Source organism: Streptomyces sp. NPDC087901, assembly GCF_044742205.1.
Taxonomy (GTDB): Bacteria; Actinomycetota; Actinomycetes; order Streptomycetales; family Streptomycetaceae; genus Streptomyces.
Map to the genome: position 1 here is coordinate 69,593 of NZ_JBIUUC010000011.1, position 19,885 is coordinate 89,477.

Genomic DNA, 19,885 nt, shown 5'->3' on the forward strand with positions numbered 1-19,885 from the left:
ACCCCGTCGGTTCCCTCCCGAGGAGTCCCCGTGCCGAAATATCCCGCGAGCAGTGAGGCAACCCAGTCGCCCGCGCTGCTCAGCACCCCGGAACTGAACCGCGCGGTCTGGGACCGGGCCGCTGCCCGGCTGCTCGCCAAGATGCTCGGCGAATTCGCCTACGAGGAAGTGGTTCAGCCCGTTCCGCGATCCGCCGGGGGTGATACGTACATCCTCGTGCTCGACGACGGCGGCAGCCTGAGCTTCACCGCCCGGCGTGGGGTCTACGGCAGCTGGCGTGTCGCCCCCGACTCGATCCGCGAGGCGAGCAGCGCGGCGACGGAGGCCGATGCCGTCGCCCGTGACGCGGACAGCGCGGCGGCGCATGTGCGTGCGACCGCCCGTGAGACAGGCAGCGGGGCGACGGATGCGACTGCCCGCGATACGAGCAGCGCGGTGACGGAGGCCGACGCGGCCGTCGTGACCGGCAGCGGGGCGGGGACAGCGGCGCCGGCACCGGACCGGGTCGCCGGCAGCGTCCCCTTCCGTGATCCGCTGCTGTTCCTCGCCCGGGCCCGCCGCCTTCTCGGACTGGACGGTGCCACCCTCGGCCATCTCGTCCGCGAGCTCACCGCCACGCTCACCGCCGACGCCCGCCTCGATCACGGCGCGCTCACCGCCGCCGAACTGGCCGACCTCGACTACGCCGAACTCGAGGGCCACCAGACGGGGCACCCCTGGATCGTCGCCAACAAGGGGAGGCTCGGCTTCTCCGCCACCGACGCGGCCCGCTTCACCCCGGAGGCCCGCACACCGGTCACGCTGCCGTGGATCGCGGTGTCCTCCCGGATCGCCGCCTACCGGGGTGTGGGTGCGCTCGCCGACGCCGGCCGGCTCTACGCCCAGGAACTGGACCCCTCGGTCCGCGCCTCCTTCGCCGCCACTCTGCGCGGCCGGGGCCTCGACCCGGACGGCTACTACTGCCTGCCCGTCCACCCCTGGCAGTGGGACGAGTGGATCGTGCCCCTGTTCGCCCCGGCCATCGCCGCAGACGACATCGTCCCCCTGCACGCCGACCCGGACCTGCGGCTGCCGCAGCAGTCCATCCGCACCTTCGCCAACCTGGCACGGCCCGACCGGCACACGGTCAAGCTCCCGCTGTCCATCCTCAACACGCTGGTCTGGCGTGGCCTGCCGACCGAACGCACCCTCGCCGCGCCCGCCGTCACCGGCTGGGTGCAGAGGATGCGCGACGACGACCCGTTCCTGCGGGACACCTGCGGCGTCATCCTCCTCGGCGAGGTCGCCTCGGTCACGGTCGAGCATCCGCTCTACGACCACCTGCCGGAGACCCCGTACCAGTTCAAGGAGATCCTCGGCGCGATCTGGCGCGAGCCCCTTCTGCCGCGCCTCGCGCCCGGCGAGCGGGCCCGCACCCTCGCCTCGCTCCTGCACACCGATCCGCAGGGCCGCGCCTTCACCGCCGAACTGGTCGCCCGCTCGGGTCTGACGCCCACCGCCTGGCTCACGCGGCTCTTCGCCGCCCTGCTCCCGCCGCTGCTGCACTTCCTGTACCGCTACGGCACCGTCTTCTCGCCGCACGGCGAGAACGCCATCGTCGTCTTCGACGACCAGGACGTCCCGGTACGCCTGGCGATCAAGGACTTCGTCGACGACGTGAACGTCAGCGCCCGCCCGCTGCCCGAGCACGACACGATGCCGCAGGACGTGCGGAGCGTCCTGCTCACGGAGGAACCCGCCTTCCTCACCCAGTTCATCCACTCCGGTCTCTTCACCGGAGTCTTCCGCTTCCTGTCCCCGCTCTGCGAGGAACAGCTCGGGGTCCCCGAGGGTGAATTCTGGTCACTCGTCCGGGCGGAGATCCTGCGCCACCACGCCCGGTTCCCGGAGCTGAAGGAGCGGTTCGAGATGTTCGACATGCTGACGCCCCGCATCGAACGTCTCTGTCTGAACCGCAACCGTCTGCACCTGGACGGCTATCGCGACCGGCCCGAACGCCCGCACGCGGCGGTCCACGGCACAGTGGCCAATCCGCTCCACGCCTCCGCCTGAGTCCGGGTGTGACCGTCGTTGTCAGCGGCGCCCCGTAGGCTGGTCGGGCTATGACGAAGCCATCTCTCCCCGAGCTCCTGCACGCCGCCGTGACCGCCATCGGCGGTGCGGAGCGCCCCGGCCAGGCCGCCATGGCCGACGCCGTCGCCGAGGCGGTAGACGACCACTCCCACCTGCTCGTCCAGGCGGGCACCGGCACGGGCAAATCGCTCGGCTATCTGGTGCCCGCCCTGGCGCACGGCGAGCGCGTCGTGGTGGCCACGGCGACCCTGGCCCTCCAGCGCCAGCTCGTGGAGCGCGACCTTCCGCGTACGGTCGACTCCCTGCATCCGCTGCTGCGCCGCCGCCCGCAGTTCGCCATGCTCAAGGGCCGGTCGAACTACCTCTGTCTGCACCGCCTCCACGAAGGTGTGCCGCAGGAGGAGGAAGAGGGGCTCTTCGACCAGTTCGAGGCGGCCGCTCCGTCGAGCAAGCTCGGCCAGGATCTGCTGCGCATGCGGGACTGGGCGGACGAGACGGAGACGGGCGACCGGGACGACCTCACCCCCGGTGTCTCGGACCGGGCCTGGGCACAGATCTCCGTCTCCTCCCGGGAGTGCCTGGGCGCCACCAAATGCGCGTACGGGGCCGAGTGCTTCGCCGAGCAGGCCCGGGAGCGCGCAAAGCTCGCCGACGTGGTGGTGACGAACCACGCACTCCTGGCCATCGACGCCATCGAGGGCGCCCCGGTGCTCCCGCAGCACGAGGTACTCATCGTCGACGAGGCGCACGAGCTGGTCTCCCGGGTCACCGGAGTGGCCACCGGCGAGCTCACTCCCGGCCAGGTCAACCGTGCGGTGCGCCGCGCGGCGAAGCTGGTCAACGAGAAGGCCGCCGACGCCCTGCAGACCGCGTCGGAGGGGTTCGAGCGGGTGATGGAGCTGGCGCCACCGGGCCGGCTGGAGGAGGTCCCGGAGGACCTCGGCTACGCGCTGATGGCGCTGCGCGACGCCGCCCGTACGGTGATCAGCGCACTCGGCTCCACCCGCGACAAGTCCGTCCAGGACGAGGACGCGGTCCGTAAGCAGGCGATGGCCTCGATCGAGGCCATCCACGGCGTCGCCGAGCGCATCACGCAGGGCTCCGAGTACGACGTCGTCTGGTACGAGCGCCACGACCGCTTCGGCGCCTCCGTGCGGGTCGCCCCGCTCTCGGTCTCCGGGCTGCTGCGCGAGAAGCTCTTCGCCGACCGCTCCGTGGTCCTCACTTCGGCGACGCTCAAGCTCGGGGGGGACTTCAACGGAGTGGGGGCCTCCCTCGGGCTCTCCCCGGAGGGCACCGCGGGCGATGACGTCCCGCAGTGGAAGGGCCTCGACGTCGGCTCGCCCTTCGACTACCCGAAGCAGGGGATCCTGTACGTCGCCCGGCATCTGGCGACCCCCGGCCGGGAGGGCTCCCGCACCGACATGCTGGACGAGCTCGCCGAGCTGGTGGAGGCCGCGGGCGGGCGCACGCTCGGACTGTTCTCCTCCATGCGGGCGGCCCAGGCCGCCGCCGAGGAGCTGCGGGGCCGGCTGGAGAAGCCGATCCTGCTCCAGGGCGAGGAGACCCTGGGGGAACTGATCAAGAATTTCTCGGCCGACCCGGAGACCTGTCTCTTCGGCACGCTTTCGCTCTGGCAGGGTGTCGACGTTCCGGGCGCGAGCTGCCAACTGGTGATCATGGACCGGATTCCGTTCCCGCGGCCCGACGATCCATTGATGAGCGCACGCCAGAAGGCGGTCGAGGAGGCCGGGGGCAACGGCTTCATGGCCGTGGCCGCCACGCACGCGGCCCTGCTGATGGCCCAGGGAGCCGGCCGTCTCGTCCGCGCCACCGGGGACAAGGGCGTCGTCGCCGTGCTCGACCCGCGCCTGGCCAATGCCCGGTACGGCAGCTATCTGCGCGCCTCGCTCCCCGACTTCTGGTACACGACCGACCCGAACCAGGCACGCCGCTCGCTCGCCGCGATCGACGCGGCGGCCAAGGCCGACGCGAAGTAGTCCCGAGCAGGCCTCCGGGAAACGGCAGGGCCCCTGGTATCCGTACCGGGGATACCAGGGGCCCTGTGCGTCGGACCGAGCGGTGCTTCACACCCGCCGGAGCACCGCCACGACCTTGCCGAGGATCGTCGCCTCGTCACCGGGGATCGGCTGGTACGCGGAGTTGTGCGGGAGCAGCCACACGTGGCCGTCCTCGCGCTTGAAGCGCTTGACCGTGGCCTCGCCGTCCAGCATCGCGGCCACGATGTCGCCGTTCTCCGCCACGGGCTGGCGTCGCACGGTGACCCAGTCCCCATCACAGATCGCCGCTTCGATCATCGAGTCACCGACGACCTTCAGCACGAAGAGCTCTCCGTCCCCGACCAACTGGCGGGGGAGGGGGAACACGTCCTCGACCGATTCCTCGGCGAGGATCGGACCACCGGCGGCGATCCGGCCGACCAGCGGCACGTACGACGCCGCGGGCTTGCCGGTGGTGTCCGTGGGCTGTGTGCTGGGCTGGTCCGAGCCGCGCACCTCGTACGCCCGCGGGCGATGGGGGTCGCGGCGCAGGAAGCCCTTGCGCTCCAGGGCCATCAGCTGATGTGCGACGGAGGACGTGCTGGAAAGGCCCACCGCCTGACCGATCTCCCGCATCGACGGGGGGTATCCCCGCCGCTGTACGGAGTCCCGGATGACCTCGATCACTCGCCGCTGCCGGTCCGTGAGCCCCGAGCTGTCCGCCCGGATTCCAGGAGGTCGTCCGGGAAGCGAGCGCGCTGGACGCGCGGGCTCCGGCCCCTCCGTGTTCGTGACTGAGTCATTCATGGCATGCACCGGCTCGAGTCGGCTCTGGGAGCGGTCCTGGGCAGTGATGATGGCACTGTCTGCGGTGGTGGTCACGTCGGCCCCTCTCGAATGGTCTCCCTAGCTGGACAACGGTAGTAGCTTTCGAAAGGTTGCGCCAAACACACGTTCGAGTGAAAAACGAATAAAAGTCTGTTGAGTGCTCAGCGCCGGGTGTATGAGCGACGCCGGGAGGGGTATTCCGTCGCCGGGCCGGGCTCTCGCCTCGCGCGCGAACCGAGCGGCATTTCGGACCATTACGGTAGCGTCCGTGCCCGCGGCGCCGGTGCGCGGGGTCGCCTTGCGTGCGCCGTCCGGTCGTCCGCGCGACCCCGGGGCGGCCGCCCCCGCACTCGGGGGCGCCGCCCGCTTCCCGTACCCTCGTGGTCGGCCGTACGCTGCCTTCCGGCCGCCCGGAGCGCGCGACACGCGCTAGGGCCAAATGCGCGGCCAAACCCAAGATCTAGTGGTTGGATTGCTACAGCCACCCAGAAGTTGTGGTCCCCGTCGATCGGGGGTGTGGTCATCGCCTATGCTTGAGACCGCTTCGAAGGCCCCTCACCGGGCCTGAAGAGGCTATTCAGTCGTGCTGTGAAGGAGGGTTGGGAGCCATGCACTGCCCCTTCTGCAGGCACCCCGACAGCCGGGTCGTCGACAGTCGCACCACCGACGACGGGACCTCGATCCGCAGGCGTCGCCAGTGCCCCGACTGCTCCCGCCGTTTCACGACGGTGGAGACCTGCTCGCTCATGGTGGTCAAGCGCAGCGGTGTCACCGAGCCCTTCAGCCGTACCAAGGTCATCTCCGGCGTGCGCAAGGCGTGTCAGGGGCGGCCGGTCACCGAGGACGCCCTCGCCAAACTCGGCCAGCGGGTCGAGGAGGCGGTGCGTGCCACCGGCAGCGCCGAGCTGACCACTCACGACGTGGGTCTGGCCATCCTCGGCCCCCTGCAGGAACTCGACCTCGTCGCGTACCTGCGGTTCGCGTCCGTCTACCGGGCGTTCGACAGCCTCGAAGACTTCGAGGCCGCCATCGTGGAACTCCGCGAGCGGCGGCCTCCCGTACAAGGATGCGGGACCGGCGAGACCCTTGAGGTCCCCGTTCCCGCCGTCGCCGCCGACTGAGCGGCACTCGTCGGCCCCGCTGATCCCAAGATCGGCTGCGGGCCGGCACCAAGACCTGCTCCGGACGGTGTACGCGGCGTCCGGAGTGTCAGACACACACTGTGCCCGGGGAAGTTCTCGGCACTTCAGGGCGTTTTTGCCCACATATGGGAGGCGGCATGACAGAGACGGCGAGCGGCCCGGCACGAGGTTCCCGCACCAAGGGGACCAAGTCGACTGCGACCAAGCAGGGCCTGCGTATCGAGCGCATCCACACCACCCCCGGCGTGCATCCGTACGACGAGGTGGCGTGGGAGCGCCGTGACGTCGTCATGACCAACTGGCGCGACGGCTCGATCAACTTCGAGCAGCGTGGCGTCGAGTTCCCCGACTTCTGGTCGGTGAACGCGGTCAACATCGTCACCAGCAAGTACTTCCGCGGGGCTGTCGGCACCCCCCAGCGCGAGACCGGTCTGCGACAGCTGATCGACCGGATCGTGAAGACGTACCGGAAGGCCGGCGAGGACTACAGCTACTTCGCCTCTCCCGCGGACGCCGAGATCTTCGAGCACGAGCTGGCGTACGCCCTCCTGCACCAGATCTTCAGCTTCAACTCGCCGGTCTGGTTCAACGTCGGCACTCCCCAGCCGCAGCAGGTCTCCGCCTGCTTCATCCTGGCTGTCGACGACTCCATGGAGTCGATCCTCGACTGGTACAAGGAAGAGGGGATGATCTTCAAGGGCGGCTCCGGTGCCGGCCTGAACCTCTCCCGTATCCGCTCCTCCAAGGAGCTCCTCTCCTCCGGCGGAAACGCCTCCGGACCGGTCTCCTTCATGCGTGGCGCCGACGCGTCCGCCGGAACGATCAAGTCCGGTGGCGCCACCCGCCGTGCGGCCAAGATGGTCATTCTCGACGTCGACCACCCCGACATCGAGAACTTCATCGAGACCAAGGTGAAGGAGGAGGAGAAGATCCGCGCCCTGCGTGACGCGGGCTTCGACATGGACCTGGGCGGCGACGACATCACGTCCGTCCAGTACCAGAACGCCAACAACTCGGTCCGCGTGAACGACGAGTTCATGAAAGCCGTCGAGTCCGGCGGGAAGTTCGGGCTGCGTGCCCGGATGACCGGCGACGTCATCGAAGAGGTCGAGGCCAAGTCCCTCTTCCGCAAGATGGCCGAGGCGGCCTGGGCCTGTGCCGACCCGGGTATCCAGTACGACGACACCATCAACGCCTGGCACACCTGCCCGGAGTCCGGCCGGATCAACGGCTCGAACCCGTGCAGCGAGTACATGCACCTGGACAACACCTCGTGCAACCTCGCCTCGCTGAACCTGATGAAGTTCCTCAAGGACGACGGCAAGGGCAAGCAGTCCTTCGAGTCCGAGCGCTTCGCCAAGGTCGTCGAGCTGGTCATCACCGCGATGGACATCTCCATCTGCTTCGCCGACTTCCCGACCGAGAAGATCGGCGAGAACACCCGCGCCTTCCGCCAGCTGGGCATCGGTTACGCCAACCTCGGCGCCCTGCTGATGGCGACCGGCCACGCGTACGACAGTGACGGTGGCCGCGCGCTCGCCGGCGCCATCACCTCGCTGATGACCGGCACCTCGTACAGGCGCTCCGCCGAGCTGGCCGCCGTCGTCGGCCCGTACGACGGCTACGCCCGCAACGCCGAGCCGCACCAGCGCGTCATGAAGCAGCACGCCGACGCCAACGCCGTGGCCGTGCACGCCGACGACCTGGACAGCACGATCTGGGCCGCCGCGACGGAGGCCTGGCAGGACGTCATCCGCCTCGGCGCGAAGAACGGTTTCCGTAACGCGCAGGCCTCGGTCATCGCGCCCACCGGCACCATCGGTCTCGCGATGTCCTGCGACACCACCGGTCTTGAGCCCGACCTCGCCCTGGTCAAGTTCAAGAAGCTGGTCGGCGGCGGCTCGATGCAGATCGTCAACGGCACCGTCCCGCAGGCCCTGCGCCGCCTGGGCTACCAGGAGGAGCAGATCGAGGCGGTCGTCGCCCACATCGCCGAGAACGGCAACGTGATCGACGCCCCCGGCCTGAAGACCGAGCACTACGAGGTCTTCGACTGCGCGATGGGCGAGCGTTCCATCTCCGCGATGGGCCACGTCCGCATGATGGCGGCCATCCAGCCGTGGATCTCCGGCGCGCTCTCCAAGACGGTGAACCTGCCGGAGACGGCCACCGTCGAGGACGTCGAAGAGGTCTACTTCGAGGCGTGGAAGATGGGCGTCAAGGCGCTCGCGATCTACCGCGACAACTGCAAGGTCGGCCAGCCCCTCTCCGCGAAGACCAAGGAGAAGGAGAAGGAGGCGGTCACCGCCAAGGCCGAGGACACCATCCGTACCGCGGTCGAGAAGGTCGTCGAGTACCGCCCGGTCCGCAAGCGTCTGCCCAAGGGCCGTCCCGGTATCACCACCTCCTTCACGGTGGGCGGCGCCGAGGGTTACATGACCGCCAACTCCTACCCGGACGACGGTCTCGGCGAGGTCTTCCTGAAGATGTCCAAGCAGGGCTCGACCCTCGCGGGCATGATGGACGCCTTCTCCATCGCCGTCTCGGTGGGTCTGCAGTACGGCGTTCCGCTGGAGACGTACGTCTCGAAGTTCACCAACATGCGCTTCGAGCCGGCCGGCATGACGGACGACCCGGACGTGCGGATGGCGCAGTCGATCGTCGACTACATCTTCCGCCGCCTGGCGCTGGACTTCCTGCCCTTCGAGACCCGCTCGGCCCTCGGCATCCACTCCGCCGACGAGCGTCAGCGCCACCTCGACACCGGCTCCTACGAGCCGTCGTTCGAGGAGGAGCAGCTGGAGGCCGAGAGCCTGGCCCAGTCCGCTCCCGTGCGGACGGAGCCGCTGAAGGCGGTCGCCCCCGTCCAGGCGGCCGAGAAGGCCGAACCGAAGACGGCTCACACCTCGGCCGAGCTCGTCGAGATGCAGCTCGGCATCAGCGCCGACGCCCCGCTCTGCTTCTCCTGCGGTACGAAGATGCAGCGCGCCGGTTCCTGCTACATCTGCGAGGGCTGCGGCTCCACCAGCGGCTGCAGCTGACCGGACCGGGTGCCCCGAGAGGGGCGACGGCCTTGCCGAAGGGGGCGGGCAGGACTCCGATCATGGAGTTCCTGCCCGCCCCCTTCGGCTGTCCGGCCGGTGCGTCACGCTCCGGGCGGACGGCTTCCCATGGCCGCGGCGAACGAGTCGGCGTCCCCGTCGAATCCCCGCACCGTGTCGTGGAAGTTCCAGACCCCGGAGGAGTCCCGCACGAACTCGGCGACGACGGCCGCGGTCGCCGCACCGACCGCCGAGAAGTCGTCCTCGGAGAGGACGGTGTACCCCTCACGGATCTGTACGGCGGTGTTCTCTATCGACCCGAACGGCTTGTGGCCGTCGCGCTGCTGAATGGCGACACCGACGACGACCCGGGAGTACGTCTCCGAGAGCCTGTCCAGCTCCAGCGTCATGACCTCGTCGTACCCCAGGCCCTGGCCGGTCCTGCTGTCGCGATTGAGCGTGATGGTGCCGTCGGGCGCGCGGCTGTCGAAGTGCACGAGATACCCGGGGCTGCCGTACGGCTCCTCGGCCGGGTAGGTCGCCGCGATGATGTCGAGGTCGTTGGGGGGCTCGCCGTGAGGGCTGGGATCCCACTTGACCCTGACCTCGATCTTCTCGATGTCCTTGTTGGGAGTGCTCATCGGACTTCGCTCCTTCGCGCGGGGCCGTCGGTCCGGTTCTATCACCCGATCGTGTCCGTAACGGCCCGTGGAACCAACCGGCTTGGGGACGAGGGGCGTAATCGGGCCACCGCGGGGCCAGGTGTCTCAATGCGGGATCCGACGTGGTGGGCGTTGGCGCACCCCGTCCCGGAACGCCTCGATCGCGCTGCTGACCTGACGTATGAGGTGGGTGTGCTCGATGCGGTCCAGATAGAGGCAGTTGCGGGCGATCCCCTCCAGCTCGAAGGCGAAGTACAGCGACATCAGCGGATTGATGAAGAGTTCGCTGTCGCTGGTGCGCGAGGTGAACCGGACATCCCCGAACTCTCCCCGGACCGCCGCGGCGATGGATCCGTTGACGATGCTCGGATGATCAGGAGTGTGCTCCTGGGCGTGGGCCACCGCGTCGACGAACAGAGCGCCCTCGCGGGTCGTGCGAGGCACGGAGAACGCTCCCAGATACGCGCCGTCGCGATCGAGCGCGGCGATGTTCTCCAGGACGAGGCCGTGGCTCACGCCGTGGTAGGCGTCGACGCCGAAGCCGATGGAGACGACCAGGCGGTCCGGTCCCTCGATCGCGGCGAGTGCCGCGACACTGGTCAGATCCTCCTCCGGGGTGCCCAGGCCGGATTCGTCGCCCCGCATCAGAATGTCCGTACCGCCGTCGACGAGAACGACGGCGTCGATGCCGTACTGCTCGATCAGCGCACGATAGGCGTCGCGGAGCGGCTGGACGCCCGTACGGGCCAGGGCGTGGACGCGGCCCGGGTAGCCGTGCAGAGCGAGCCACTGCGCGAGGGTCCGTTCCGGGAAGTACGACTGGTGGAGCGACGTCTCGGGGGTGATGACGGCGAGGCCGGGTGCGAGCCAGGAGTCGAGGGGGAGCCCTTCGAGCGCGCTGAAGGACAGATTGGCGAACTGCACCTGCTTGTCCCGGTGGATCAAGGAGAGCGCGAGGGGGAGCCCGGCATAGATGTCGAAGCCCCCGCCCGCACCGGCGACGAGGATCCGTTCCGCCGAATCCAGGCGGTCGAACAGCGGATTGGTGTGCAGCGAGGTCATGGCGATCATTGTGCGATCACCCGTGACCGGTTCTGATGCACTCCGTCGGAGCGTGACCCACGCCACGTCCATCACCCGTACGATGATGCGGTGCTGGTCAAGTGGATTCGCTGCAGTGTGGGGGACCGTCGCGGTTTCGAGCGGGGGCAGCGGAAGTGGGCGGGGCTGCTGGGTGAGCAGGGGTTCAGGGGGCAGGGCGGTGGCTGGAGCCGCAGCCGGCCGGAGGTGGCCCATGTCTTCGCGTTCTGGGAGAACAGGGTCTTCTACGACTCGTTCATGGCGCGCGGGCACGACGCCCTGGCCGCTGCGCAGGCCGGTACGTGCAGCGACATCCAGGTCAAGTTGTTCGAGTACCGCTTCGATGTGAAGACCGGCTTCGAACCGCACTTCACGGACGCGGATGTGGTCAGGGTGGCGCACAGCAGGGTGCACGAGGACCGTGTCGAGCACTTCGCGCTGATGCAGCAGCGGGTCTGGAATCCGGCGATGGCCGGATCGCCCGGGATGCTGCGAGGCGTGTTCGGTGAGGCGCCCGGGCACGAGTTCCTGGTCCTGTCGATGTGGCAGTCGAGCGCCGAGCGGGGCAAGTACCGGCCGGCGAGTGTCGAACGGCTCTCGCAGCGGGCGCAGACCGAGGACGACGTGGCCTCGCTCGCCGGCGACGTCGTCCAGCTCGAACCGGCATGGACGGTGTGACCGGCCGGGGCGGCCGAGGTTTCACCGGCGACATGCACCATCGGGTTCCGGACAATTGCTCGAACGCCCTCGACTCGATCTAGGGTCGGTACATGGCAAGACCGCAACGCATTGTCCTCGTCAGGCACGGCGAGTCCGAGGGCAACGCCGACGACACCGTGTACGAGCGCGAGCCCGACCACGCACTGAGGCTCACCCCGGCCGGCCTGCGGCAGTCCCGCGAGACGGGGGCGCGGCTGCGCGAGCTGTTCGACGGTGAGCGTGTGAGCGTGTATGTCTCGCCCTACCGCCGTACGCACGAGACGTTCAGCTCCTTCGGCCTGGATCTCGAACGCGTCCGGGTGCGTGAGGAGCCCCGGCTGCGCGAGCAGGACTGGGGGAACTGGCAGGACCGGGACGACGTGCGCCTCCAGAAGGCGTACCGGGACGCCTACGGGCACTTCTTCTACCGCTTCGCGCAGGGCGAGTCCGGTGCGGACGTGTACGACCGGGTGGGTGCCTTCCTGGAGAGCCTGTACCGGAGCTTCGAGGATCCCGACCACCCGCAGAACGTCCTGCTGGTCACGCACGGGCTGACCATGCGGCTCTTCTGCATGCGCTGGTTCCACTGGTCCGTGGCCGAATTCGAATCGCTCTCCAACCCGTGCAACGGAGAAACCCGGTCGCTGGTACTGGGCAAGGACGGCCGCTACACGCTGGACAGGCCGTTCGAGCGCTGGCGCACTCCTGAGCCGTACGGCATCACCGGATAGAGTGGAAGCGATGACCGAATCCGCTTCCGACCAGCGCTTCGAACGCGCCCTTGCCAGCCTGCGTGGCCTCTCCGTGGGAGACGCCCTGGGCTCCCAGTTCTTTGTGCCCGCCAACTATCCGCTCCTGAAGGACCGGGCCCTGCCCCCCGGGCCCTGGCAGTGGACCGACGACACCGAGATGGCCGCCTCGGTCCTGGCCGTGCTGCGGAAGCACGGCCGTATCGACCAGGACGCACTCGCCCGCTCCTTCGCGGTGCACCACGACTTCGACCGGGGATACGGCCCCGCCGTGAACCGTCTGCTCAGGCTGGTCCGGGAGGGCGGGGACTGGCGTGAGCTGGCCTCCTCGCTCTTCCAGGGCCAGGGTTCGTGGGGCAACGGCTCGTCGATGCGCATCGCACCGCTCGGTGCCTGGTACGCGGACGACCCCGAGCAGGCCACGCACCAGGCCGAGATCTCCTCGTACACCACGCACCAGCACCGGGAAGCCGTCGTCGGAGCGATGGCGGTCGCTGCGGCCGCCTCACTCGCGGCCTCGCCCACCGGTCCGCCGACGCCGGCGGACCTCCTGGACGGCGTGATCGCGCTCGTGCCGCGCAGTGCGGTCGGCGCCGGACTGCGCAGGGCCCGCGACATGCTGGACTACAAGGACGCGGGCACGGTCGCCGCGGTTCTCGGCAACGGGCGCCGTACGAGCGCGCACGACACCGTCCCCTTCGCTCTCTGGTCCGCGGCGCGCAGTCTCGGCGATTTCGAGCAGGCCTTCTGGGTGACCGCACAGGCCGGCGGTGACGTCGACACGACGTGCGCGATCGTCGGAGGGGTGGTCGCGGCGGGCACGGCGGGCGAACCACCGGCGGAGTGGACGGCGCAGACGGAAGAGCTGCCCGACTGGATGACGGGGTAGACCGCCTCCGGCGCCCGACTGTCACGGAACTGCCACAGCGTTGCCCCGTACGGCTGACGGCCGTCGCGGCGGGTTTACTCTTTCGGCCACGCCGCCCTCGATGATCATCACGACGGGTGTGCACCGACTGAGACGCCGGGGGCCGCGCTGCCCAGGGCCGCGTGAGCGGACCTCGGTGGGGAGGGGTCCCGTGTCAGATCACACGTCAGAATCATCCCGGCCGGAGCGTGCGCCGGGGACACCCGGCGCGGCGGAGCCGCCGGGAGCCTTCGAGCCGGCGCCGGAGCCCGCAGAGGCTCCGGCATCCGGGGAGGCTCCGGCATCCGGAGGAGCCCGGGCGCCGGAGGCGTCGACCGAGCGGGCCGGTACGTCCCGGCCGGAGAACGCCGCCGGGGCATCGCCGTCCGGTACGGCGAGCCCGCCCGCCGACGCCCAGCCGCAGGGTCACGTTCAGGGGCCCGGGACGACCGCGGTCCCGCAGCCGCGCGACACCGGACCGCAGCCGCCTAAGGTTCCGGCCTACGCGCAGCAGGCGCGGCCCCCGCAGCCCAACCCGTGGGGGCAGCCCCAGCGGACACCTTCGGATCTCTCGCGGCTGCGCCCGGTCAAGCCGGGAACCATCCCGGGTGCAACGCTATGGGCCGTACTCGCGACCGGACTGCTCAGCGCCCTGCTGCTCGGCGACGGCATCGGCCTGAACCTGCTGCTCGTGACGGTCCCCGCAGCACTCGCGGCCTACTTCGCCGCCCGTTCCGCGGCCCGCCGGCTGCGTCCCTGGACCGCCGTCTGGGCGGTCGGCGGGCTGGCCCTGCTCGCCGTTCCGGCACTCCGCGACGCCGGCTGGCCGAGCTTCCTCGCCATCGTTTCCGCCTTCGCGCTCGGGTCTCTCGCGCTGCACGGCAGCCGCAGCTGGCTCGGGATGTTCCTCGGTTCGCTGGGCCTGCTCACCTCCGTCGCCGAGTCGCTGGGCTGGGGCGCCCGCGGTGTACGCGACCGGATGGCGGGCTCCCGGGGCCGTTGGGGTGTGGCCTTCCGGTCCACGGTCGTGGCAGTCATCCTGCTCATCGTGTTCGGGGCGCTCTTCGCGAGCGCCGACGCAGCGTTCGCCGACGTACTCGGCAGCCTGATGCCCGATGTGTCCGTCGGTGACAGTCCGTGGCGGTTCTTCCTCGGCGTGCTCGGTCTCGTCGGCGCGCTCGCCGCCGCGTACACCGCCGCCGCCCCCGTGCGCTGGGACGGACTGACGGTCCGCCCGGGCAAGGCGCGTGGGCGACTGGAATGGGCGCTGCCGCTGGTCGTGCTGAACCTGCTGTTCGCCGCCTTCCTCGCCATTCAGCTCACGGTGCTGCTCGGCGGGTACGACAAGGTGATGGCCGAGACCGATCTCAGCTACTCCCAGTACGCCCGCCAGGGATTCTGGCAGCTGCTCTGGGCCACGCTGCTCACCCTGCTGGTCATCGCGCTCGCGCTCCGCTGGGCGCCGCGCGGCGGAGCACGCGACCGTACGCTCGTACGCGGCGTACTCGGCACGCTGTGTCTGCTCACGCTCGTCGTCGTCGCCTCCGCGTTGCGACGCATGGACCTTTACGTCGATGCGTACGGCCTGACCAGGCTGCGGATCTCCGTGGCAGCGGTCGAGCTGTGGCTCGGGGTGGTCCTCGTGCTGATCATGGCGGCCGGGGCCTTCGGTGCGAAGCTGCTGCCGCGCGCCGTCGCGGCGAGCGCGGCCGTCGGCGTCCTGGCATTCGGACTCATCTCGCCCGACGGTCTGATCGCGCAACAGAACGTCGAGCGCTACAGCCGCCACCACTCGATCGACATCGAGTACCTGCGTGGCCTCTCGGCCGATGCGGTACCGGCCCTCGACACTCTCCCGGAGCCCCTGCGCTCCTGCGCCCTGGAGGAGATCCAGCGGTCGCTGCGGAACTCGGACGAGCCCTGGTACGCAACGAGTTGGGGCGAGGCGAAGGCTCGGGACATCCTCGGCGACTGGGACCCCGGCTACCGTACGAGCGACTGCCGCGGTCTCGGGTCGGGGGAGAACGGGAACGAACGCGGCGACGTGGACGATCCTTACGACCCCTACGATCCGTACTGATCGCCGAAGCACGCATCGAACCGGAAGCGGGTCGTCCCCTCTGGGGCGGCCCGCTTCCGTTCGTACGTACTGCTTCCGTCGCTGCTGATTCCGGTCGCGCGGGGACTCGTCCGCACCCGCAAGCCTCTGCAAGGCGGCCGTCCGCGCGCTAAGCGGCCGGTCCTCCCGCCGACGCCTTTCCGCTCAGCGCCTCCAGATCGCTCTTGCGCACCCGGATCACCAGCAGCGCCGTCAGCAGGGCGAGGCCTGCCATGGCCACCGCGGCGAGGAACGCGGTCGAGATGCCCTGGGAGAGCACCGCGTGGCCCCAGCTCCCGGGCAGTTCCTGCGTCTTGGCGAATTCCGCCTTCTGCTCCGGTGACGCCTGCGCCAGGAACTGCGGAACCTGCTTCTCCGCCTCGGTGCGGCTCGCCGTACCGAAGACCGTGACCAGGATGGAGAGTCCCAGCGAACCACCGACCTGCTGGCTCGCGTTGAGCAGGCTGGAGGCGGCCCCCGCCTCGTGCTGGGCGACTCCGGAGACCGCCGTCAGTGTGAGGGTCACGAAGTTCAGCCCCATGCCGAAGCCGAACACGAGCATCGGGCCCAGGACCCCGGACAGGTAGGAGCTGTCGGGGGAGATGAACGTGAGCCAGACCAGACCCACACCGGTGAACGCCGAGCCCGTGACCATGAACGGCTTCGGCCCGAGCACCGGAAGGAACCGCTGCGAGAGCCCCGCTCCCACGATGATCGCGACGGTCACGGGCAGGAACGCCAGGCCCGACTCGATGGGGCTGTACGCCAGCACGTTCTGCACGAACAGGACGATGAAGAAGAACATGCCGAACATGGCCGCTGCCAGGCTGAGCATGATCACGTACGTTCCGGAACGGTTGCGGTCGGCGAACATCCGCAGTGGAGTGATCGGCTCCCTGGCACGCATCTCGATGAGGACGAACGAGCCGAGCAGGATCACCGCGGCGCCGAACGACCCCAGGGTCACGGAGTCCCGCCAGCCCTCCTCGGAGGCCCGGATGAACCCGTACACGAGTGAGGCCATGCCGAGGGTCGAGGTCAGTGCACCCGAGATGTCGAAGCGGCCGGGATGCTTCTCGGACTCGTTGATGTACAGCGGTGCCAGGACGGCGATCAGCACGCCGATCGGCACGTTGACGAAGAAGACCCAGCGCCAGTCGAGCCATTCGGTGAGCAGCCCGCCGGCCAGCAGGCCGATCGCCCCGCCGCCCGCGGACACCGCGGCGAAGACACCGAACGCGCGGTTGCGCTCGGGGCCCTCCGGGAATGTGGTCGTGATCAGTGCCAGCGAGGTCGGTGAGGCGATGGCACCGCCGATGCCCTGGAGGGCACGCGCCGCGAGCAACTGCCAGGGTTCCTGGGCGAATCCGCCCAGCAGCGAGGCCAGCGTGAAGACCAGGATGCCCGTCATGAAGACGCGGCGGCGGCCGAGGATGTCCCCGGCCCGGCCGCCGAGCAGCAGCAGACCGCCGAAGGTGAGCGTGTAGGCGCTGAGGACCCAGGAGAGATCGGTGGTCGAGAAGCTGAGCGCATCCTGGATGTGCGGGAGGGCGATGTTGACGATCGTCGAGTCGAGCACAACCATCAACTGACAGGCGGCGATGACGGCCAGGGCGATCCCCGGGCGGCCCTGGCGTCGTGCCGCGCCCGGTGCGCTCTGTGCTTCTAACTGAGAGGTTGTCACTATGGGTCCCCCACAAGTGAATTAGTGAACGGATCCGTTCACTGTTGCGTCAACGTTAGTGAGTCCCCTTCAGTGAACGCAAGCGTTCACTGAATCCTTCGTTGTCGCGCCGCGTCCGGATCCACCGTCCCGGCCGGGACCTGCTCAGTCCCGCGCCGATCCGTTGCGGCGCCCCTCTGCCACTGACCGCCCGGTCCCGAGCGCCGGCCGGCCGGCGTGGGCGTACCGACCTGTTCCGATGGAGAGAAGCTCATGGTTACTTCGCGATCGGCAGCCGCCGCCCGGCAGCCGGTGGTGTCCCTGCGTCGCCGCGGACCCGTGCTGGAACGCGCGATCCTCGAAGCCGCGCTGGAACGGCTGAGTACGGTCGGCTGGAGCGGGCTGACGATGGAGGGCGTCGCGGCCGGCGCCCAGACCGGCAAGGCCGCGATCTACCGGCGATGGCCCTCCAAGGAGGACCTGGTGGCAGACGCGCTGCGCAGCGCCCTGCCGGCGATCGGCGATGCGCCGGACTACGGGAACATCCGTGAGGACCTCTACCAGCTGTGCTGCGGGCTCCGTGACGCCATGCTCTCCAAGTCGGGCTCCGCGCTGCGTGCGGTCCTTCACGAATGTGACGCGGACACGGCTGAACGGTTCCAGTCGGTGATCCTCAGCGGTGTGATCGGGCCGACGACCGCTCTCATCAGAGAGGTGGTGAGCAGGGGGATCGGCCGCGGTGAGGTGCGCGCCGACGCGCTGCGCGGGCTGGCCTTCGACGTCATCCCCGCGATGATGATGTATCGCAGCAAGGTGTGCGGGAGTGAATGGACCGATGGGGACATCGCCGAACTGATCGATCAGGTGGCGGTCCCGTTCTTCCGCGCCGACCCCCGCTGAGGCTTCGCGGCGCCCTCGCTCCACGTCCCCGCACGAGGGGCCTCCCCGTCTCCGTCCGGTGACTTGTCTCCGTCCGGCGACCCGGCGCCGGACGGGGCTTTGCAAGTCGTCCTCGGTGATCCAGTGGGTACCGCCATCGGCTGGTGCCGGCTGACGAAACCGTCGCCGAGCAGATTCGCCATGACGGCGGGGTGGCCGGAGGCGGCGCCGGTGTCAGGCAGGAGGCAGGACGGGCCTCTCGCCCGACACGCGGTCCCAGACAGCGAACGAGTAGGCACCCGGAGCATGTTCGCCGAGCTCGGCCGTGTCCTGGGTGAAGTCAACAGCTGTGCCGGTGAAGTCGGGCCCCGTGAACAGGGTGAGGGCCATTCCCTCGGGGATGTGCGCGGACCGGATAGCCATGGTGGGCGCGTTCTGCACGCCGTCAGCGGCGGAGAGCACCCAGAAGGGACCGTCCCAAGTGTCCAGGTTCGGCAACTGGATCAGTATGACCTCCGTGGTCCTGGGCGGTTCCTCGCCGTCCCGGTAGATCGCGAGGGAGCTCGCTTTCGCCGCCCACTGGTTCAGGTCAGCAGTGGTCTCCCTGATGTCGATGAACTGACCTTGAAAGTGGAAGTGCTCGTACAGCCTCACCACCATGCCCGCGGGCAGTTGAAGGGAGCGGATCGAGTCGTTTCCGATGGTGATGTTGCCCTCGGCGTTGTCGTACTTGCCGGGTGCCAGGGTCTGGGAATGACCGGCGAACGACACCTGGTCATAGACGGTGACGGGCCCGGGACGTGGCTCGGGAGGTGTGGCGGGCATCAGTCCGGCCGGGTATACCGTTCCTTTCTCGGCGGCGTAACTGGCCGGCCTCTTCGCCGTTGCCGGATGTTCGATGGCCTCGCTGGCGCATGCCGCCACCGTGTCCAGGTCTTTCTGGGTCCCGCTCGCGGCCACTACCACCTCGGGCAGAGGGGTCGCTCCATCCCAGTCGTAACGGTCCGGATGTTTGACCCACCAGTTGAGCAGGTTGTACTGGTCGAGCAGCGCCGTGCGTTCCTGGGCGCAGAACTTCAGGATTTCCTGGGCGTTGGCGATCTGCTCCGGATTCGGCGGCGTCGGGCCCTCGGTGATGGAAATGGGCGCCAACGTCCACTCGTACGGCTGAGAGTACTTGCTGGGGTCGTCATGCATCGCCTGCATCCACGTGTTCGCCGCGTTCAGCAGGCCCGCGGGATCCGCCGGATCCGTGAGCTGAAGAGCGGGGCCGCCCTCCGAATACATCTTGCAATAGACGTTCACCTTGTGGTCCTGGGTGACCTTCGTGAATTTCGTCGCGGCCTCACCCGAGAAGAACCCGTAGGAGCCACCCAGTTCGGCCTCTATGGCGGTCGACTCCGATTCGTCGAACGTCTCCACCCGGATCAGCCCCACGAAGAGACCGCCGCGGCGGCAGGATCGGGCGAACATGTCGCCGTATCTCTGGACGAACACGTCCGGTCGGTCCACCATGGCCGCGGCGGGCGCAGTCAGAGCGCACTCAGGGATGCTCAGGTCAGCCAGATGGATAGTGGCGGTGATTGCCATGAACAGCGAAGCCGAGTGCACCTCACTGCTCTGGGCGAAGGAGAAGCGCGCGGAGATTCCGGCACCGAACGCGGCACAGCCGTAGGAGGCTTTGACGTCGACTCCCAGCTTCTCCAGCAGGTCGTGCGTCGAGGCGACACGGGATACCTCGAAGGACTGACTCGAACCGCTGGCATCGGTCGGCGGCGCGGTCGTCGGATTCACCACAAGGTTCATGGCCGTTCCGGAGAGTCGGTCCACTCCGACTCCGAAGTTGTAGGTGCCTACATGCGGGACGGTAATTTGCTGCAGTACCATCGCTGACTCCTCGGTCGAGAGAGGCGATCCAGTTGTGCTTCCGGCCCGGAATCCCTTGACTGCAAGACTCTTTGACGGAAAGTTCCCTGTTCCATTGCACACCTGACGAATGGGGTGCGCTACTCGTGTGGTGGCAGCAAGTCAGCGGTGAGCAATGTGCCGGGCTCATCTCGGCGA

Annotated in this window: 14 protein-coding genes; 9 read left to right on the top strand and 5 right to left on the bottom strand. The window is 69.0% G+C overall.

Annotated features, from left to right (window positions below):
- Positions 1 to 30 precede the first annotated feature (30 nt).
- Together ACIOEW_RS28925 and ACIOEW_RS28930 are read left to right on the top strand one after the other, a co-directional pair.
- The gene (locus ACIOEW_RS28925; protein ID WP_401967172.1) at positions 31 to 2,052 is read left to right on the top strand and encodes an IucA/IucC family protein; all 2,022 of its coding nucleotides are present in this window, start codon (positions 31 to 33) and stop codon (positions 2,050 to 2,052) included.
- A 50-nt stretch (positions 2,053 to 2,102) separates the two neighbouring features.
- A complete protein-coding gene (locus tag ACIOEW_RS28930; protein ID WP_401967175.1) occupies positions 2,103 to 4,073 on the top strand; it encodes an ATP-dependent DNA helicase in 1,971 nt (656 codons plus the stop codon).
- A gap of 87 nt (positions 4,074 to 4,160) precedes the next feature.
- Here the strand turns inward: ACIOEW_RS28930 and lexA are convergent, their stop codons facing one another.
- Positions 4,161 to 4,955 carry a transcriptional repressor LexA gene (gene lexA, locus ACIOEW_RS28935; RefSeq protein ID WP_219573501.1) on the bottom strand — a complete coding sequence of 265 codons (795 nt, stop codon included), beginning with the start codon at positions 4,953 to 4,955 and terminating at the stop codon, positions 4,161 to 4,163.
- A gap of 554 nt (positions 4,956 to 5,509) precedes the next feature.
- Between lexA and nrdR the strand changes: the two genes are divergently transcribed.
- The gene (nrdR, locus tag ACIOEW_RS28940; RefSeq protein WP_148021323.1) at positions 5,510 to 6,022 is read left to right on the top strand and encodes a transcriptional regulator NrdR; all 513 of its coding nucleotides are present in this window, start codon (positions 5,510 to 5,512) and stop codon (positions 6,020 to 6,022) included.
- A 158-nt stretch (positions 6,023 to 6,180) separates the two neighbouring features.
- Positions 6,181 to 9,084 (top strand): vitamin B12-dependent ribonucleotide reductase, encoded by a 2,904-nt coding sequence (locus ACIOEW_RS28945; RefSeq protein WP_362549358.1) that lies wholly within the window; start codon positions 6,181 to 6,183, stop codon positions 9,082 to 9,084.
- Between the two features lie 104 nt (positions 9,085 to 9,188).
- On the opposite strand, the gene ACIOEW_RS28950 is transcribed toward ACIOEW_RS28945, so the two are convergent.
- Positions 9,189 to 9,725, bottom strand: a complete 537-nt coding sequence (locus ACIOEW_RS28950) for a TerD family protein (protein WP_362549361.1) — start codon at positions 9,723 to 9,725, stop codon at positions 9,189 to 9,191.
- A gap of 126 nt (positions 9,726 to 9,851) precedes the next feature.
- Positions 9,852 to 10,808: a DUF1152 domain-containing protein gene (locus ACIOEW_RS28955; RefSeq protein ID WP_401967180.1), complete on the bottom strand. Its 957-nt coding sequence runs from the start codon at positions 10,806 to 10,808 to the stop codon at positions 9,852 to 9,854.
- Between the two features lie 90 nt (positions 10,809 to 10,898).
- On the opposite strand from ACIOEW_RS28955, the gene ACIOEW_RS28960 reads away from it, so the two are divergent.
- From ACIOEW_RS28960 to ACIOEW_RS28975, 4 genes are all read left to right on the top strand, one after another.
- Positions 10,899 to 11,504 (top strand): YdbC family protein, encoded by a 606-nt coding sequence (locus ACIOEW_RS28960; RefSeq protein ID WP_401967183.1) that lies wholly within the window; start codon positions 10,899 to 10,901, stop codon positions 11,502 to 11,504.
- A gap of 92 nt (positions 11,505 to 11,596) precedes the next feature.
- A complete protein-coding gene (locus ACIOEW_RS28965; RefSeq protein WP_401967186.1) occupies positions 11,597 to 12,256 on the top strand; it encodes a histidine phosphatase family protein in 660 nt (219 codons plus the stop codon).
- Positions 12,257 to 12,266: 10 nt separating this feature from the next.
- Positions 12,267 to 13,163: an ADP-ribosylglycohydrolase family protein gene (locus tag ACIOEW_RS28970; RefSeq protein WP_362549372.1), complete on the top strand. Its 897-nt coding sequence runs from the start codon at positions 12,267 to 12,269 to the stop codon at positions 13,161 to 13,163.
- Between the two features lie 190 nt (positions 13,164 to 13,353).
- Complete coding sequence (locus ACIOEW_RS28975; protein WP_401967188.1) at positions 13,354 to 15,261, top strand: DUF4153 domain-containing protein; 1,908 nt, start codon at positions 13,354 to 13,356, stop codon at positions 15,259 to 15,261.
- A gap of 148 nt (positions 15,262 to 15,409) precedes the next feature.
- Here ACIOEW_RS28975 and ACIOEW_RS28980 read toward each other — a convergent pair whose 3' ends face one another.
- The gene (locus ACIOEW_RS28980) at positions 15,410 to 16,963 is read right to left on the bottom strand and encodes an MFS transporter (RefSeq protein WP_401967191.1); all 1,554 of its coding nucleotides are present in this window, start codon (positions 16,961 to 16,963) and stop codon (positions 15,410 to 15,412) included.
- 252 nt (positions 16,964 to 17,215) lie between these two features.
- Here ACIOEW_RS28980 and ACIOEW_RS28985 point away from each other — a divergent pair, with 252 nt between their 5' ends.
- Entirely contained in the window at positions 17,216 to 17,842 is a 627-nt protein-coding gene (locus ACIOEW_RS28985) for a TetR/AcrR family transcriptional regulator (protein ID WP_401967194.1), read from the top strand.
- Positions 17,843 to 18,055: 213 nt separating this feature from the next.
- Here ACIOEW_RS28985 and ACIOEW_RS28990 read toward each other — a convergent pair whose 3' ends face one another.
- The gene (locus ACIOEW_RS28990; RefSeq protein ID WP_401967196.1) at positions 18,056 to 19,708 is read right to left on the bottom strand and encodes a hypothetical protein; all 1,653 of its coding nucleotides are present in this window, start codon (positions 19,706 to 19,708) and stop codon (positions 18,056 to 18,058) included.
- Positions 19,709 to 19,885 lie beyond the last annotated feature (177 nt).

Coding starts and splice junctions, on each gene's coding strand:
- ACIOEW_RS28930 (WP_401967175.1), top strand. CDS start 2,103: ATGACGAAGCCATCTCTCCCCGAGCTCCTGCACGCCGCCGTGACCGCC.
- nrdR (WP_148021323.1), top strand. CDS start 5,510: ATGCACTGCCCCTTCTGCAGGCACCCCGACAGCCGGGTCGTCGACAGT.
- ACIOEW_RS28945 (WP_362549358.1), top strand. CDS start 6,181: ATGACAGAGACGGCGAGCGGCCCGGCACGAGGTTCCCGCACCAAGGGG.
- ACIOEW_RS28950 (WP_362549361.1), bottom strand. CDS start 9,725: ATGAGCACTCCCAACAAGGACATCGAGAAGATCGAGGTCAGGGTCAAG.
- ACIOEW_RS28955 (WP_401967180.1), bottom strand. CDS start 10,808: ATGACCTCGCTGCACACCAATCCGCTGTTCGACCGCCTGGATTCGGCG.
- ACIOEW_RS28965 (WP_401967186.1), top strand. CDS start 11,597: ATGGCAAGACCGCAACGCATTGTCCTCGTCAGGCACGGCGAGTCCGAG.
- ACIOEW_RS28970 (WP_362549372.1), top strand. CDS start 12,267: ATGACCGAATCCGCTTCCGACCAGCGCTTCGAACGCGCCCTTGCCAGC.
- ACIOEW_RS28985 (WP_401967194.1), top strand. CDS start 17,216: ATGGTTACTTCGCGATCGGCAGCCGCCGCCCGGCAGCCGGTGGTGTCC.
- ACIOEW_RS28990 (WP_401967196.1), bottom strand. CDS start 19,708: ATGGTACTGCAGCAAATTACCGTCCCGCATGTAGGCACCTACAACTTC.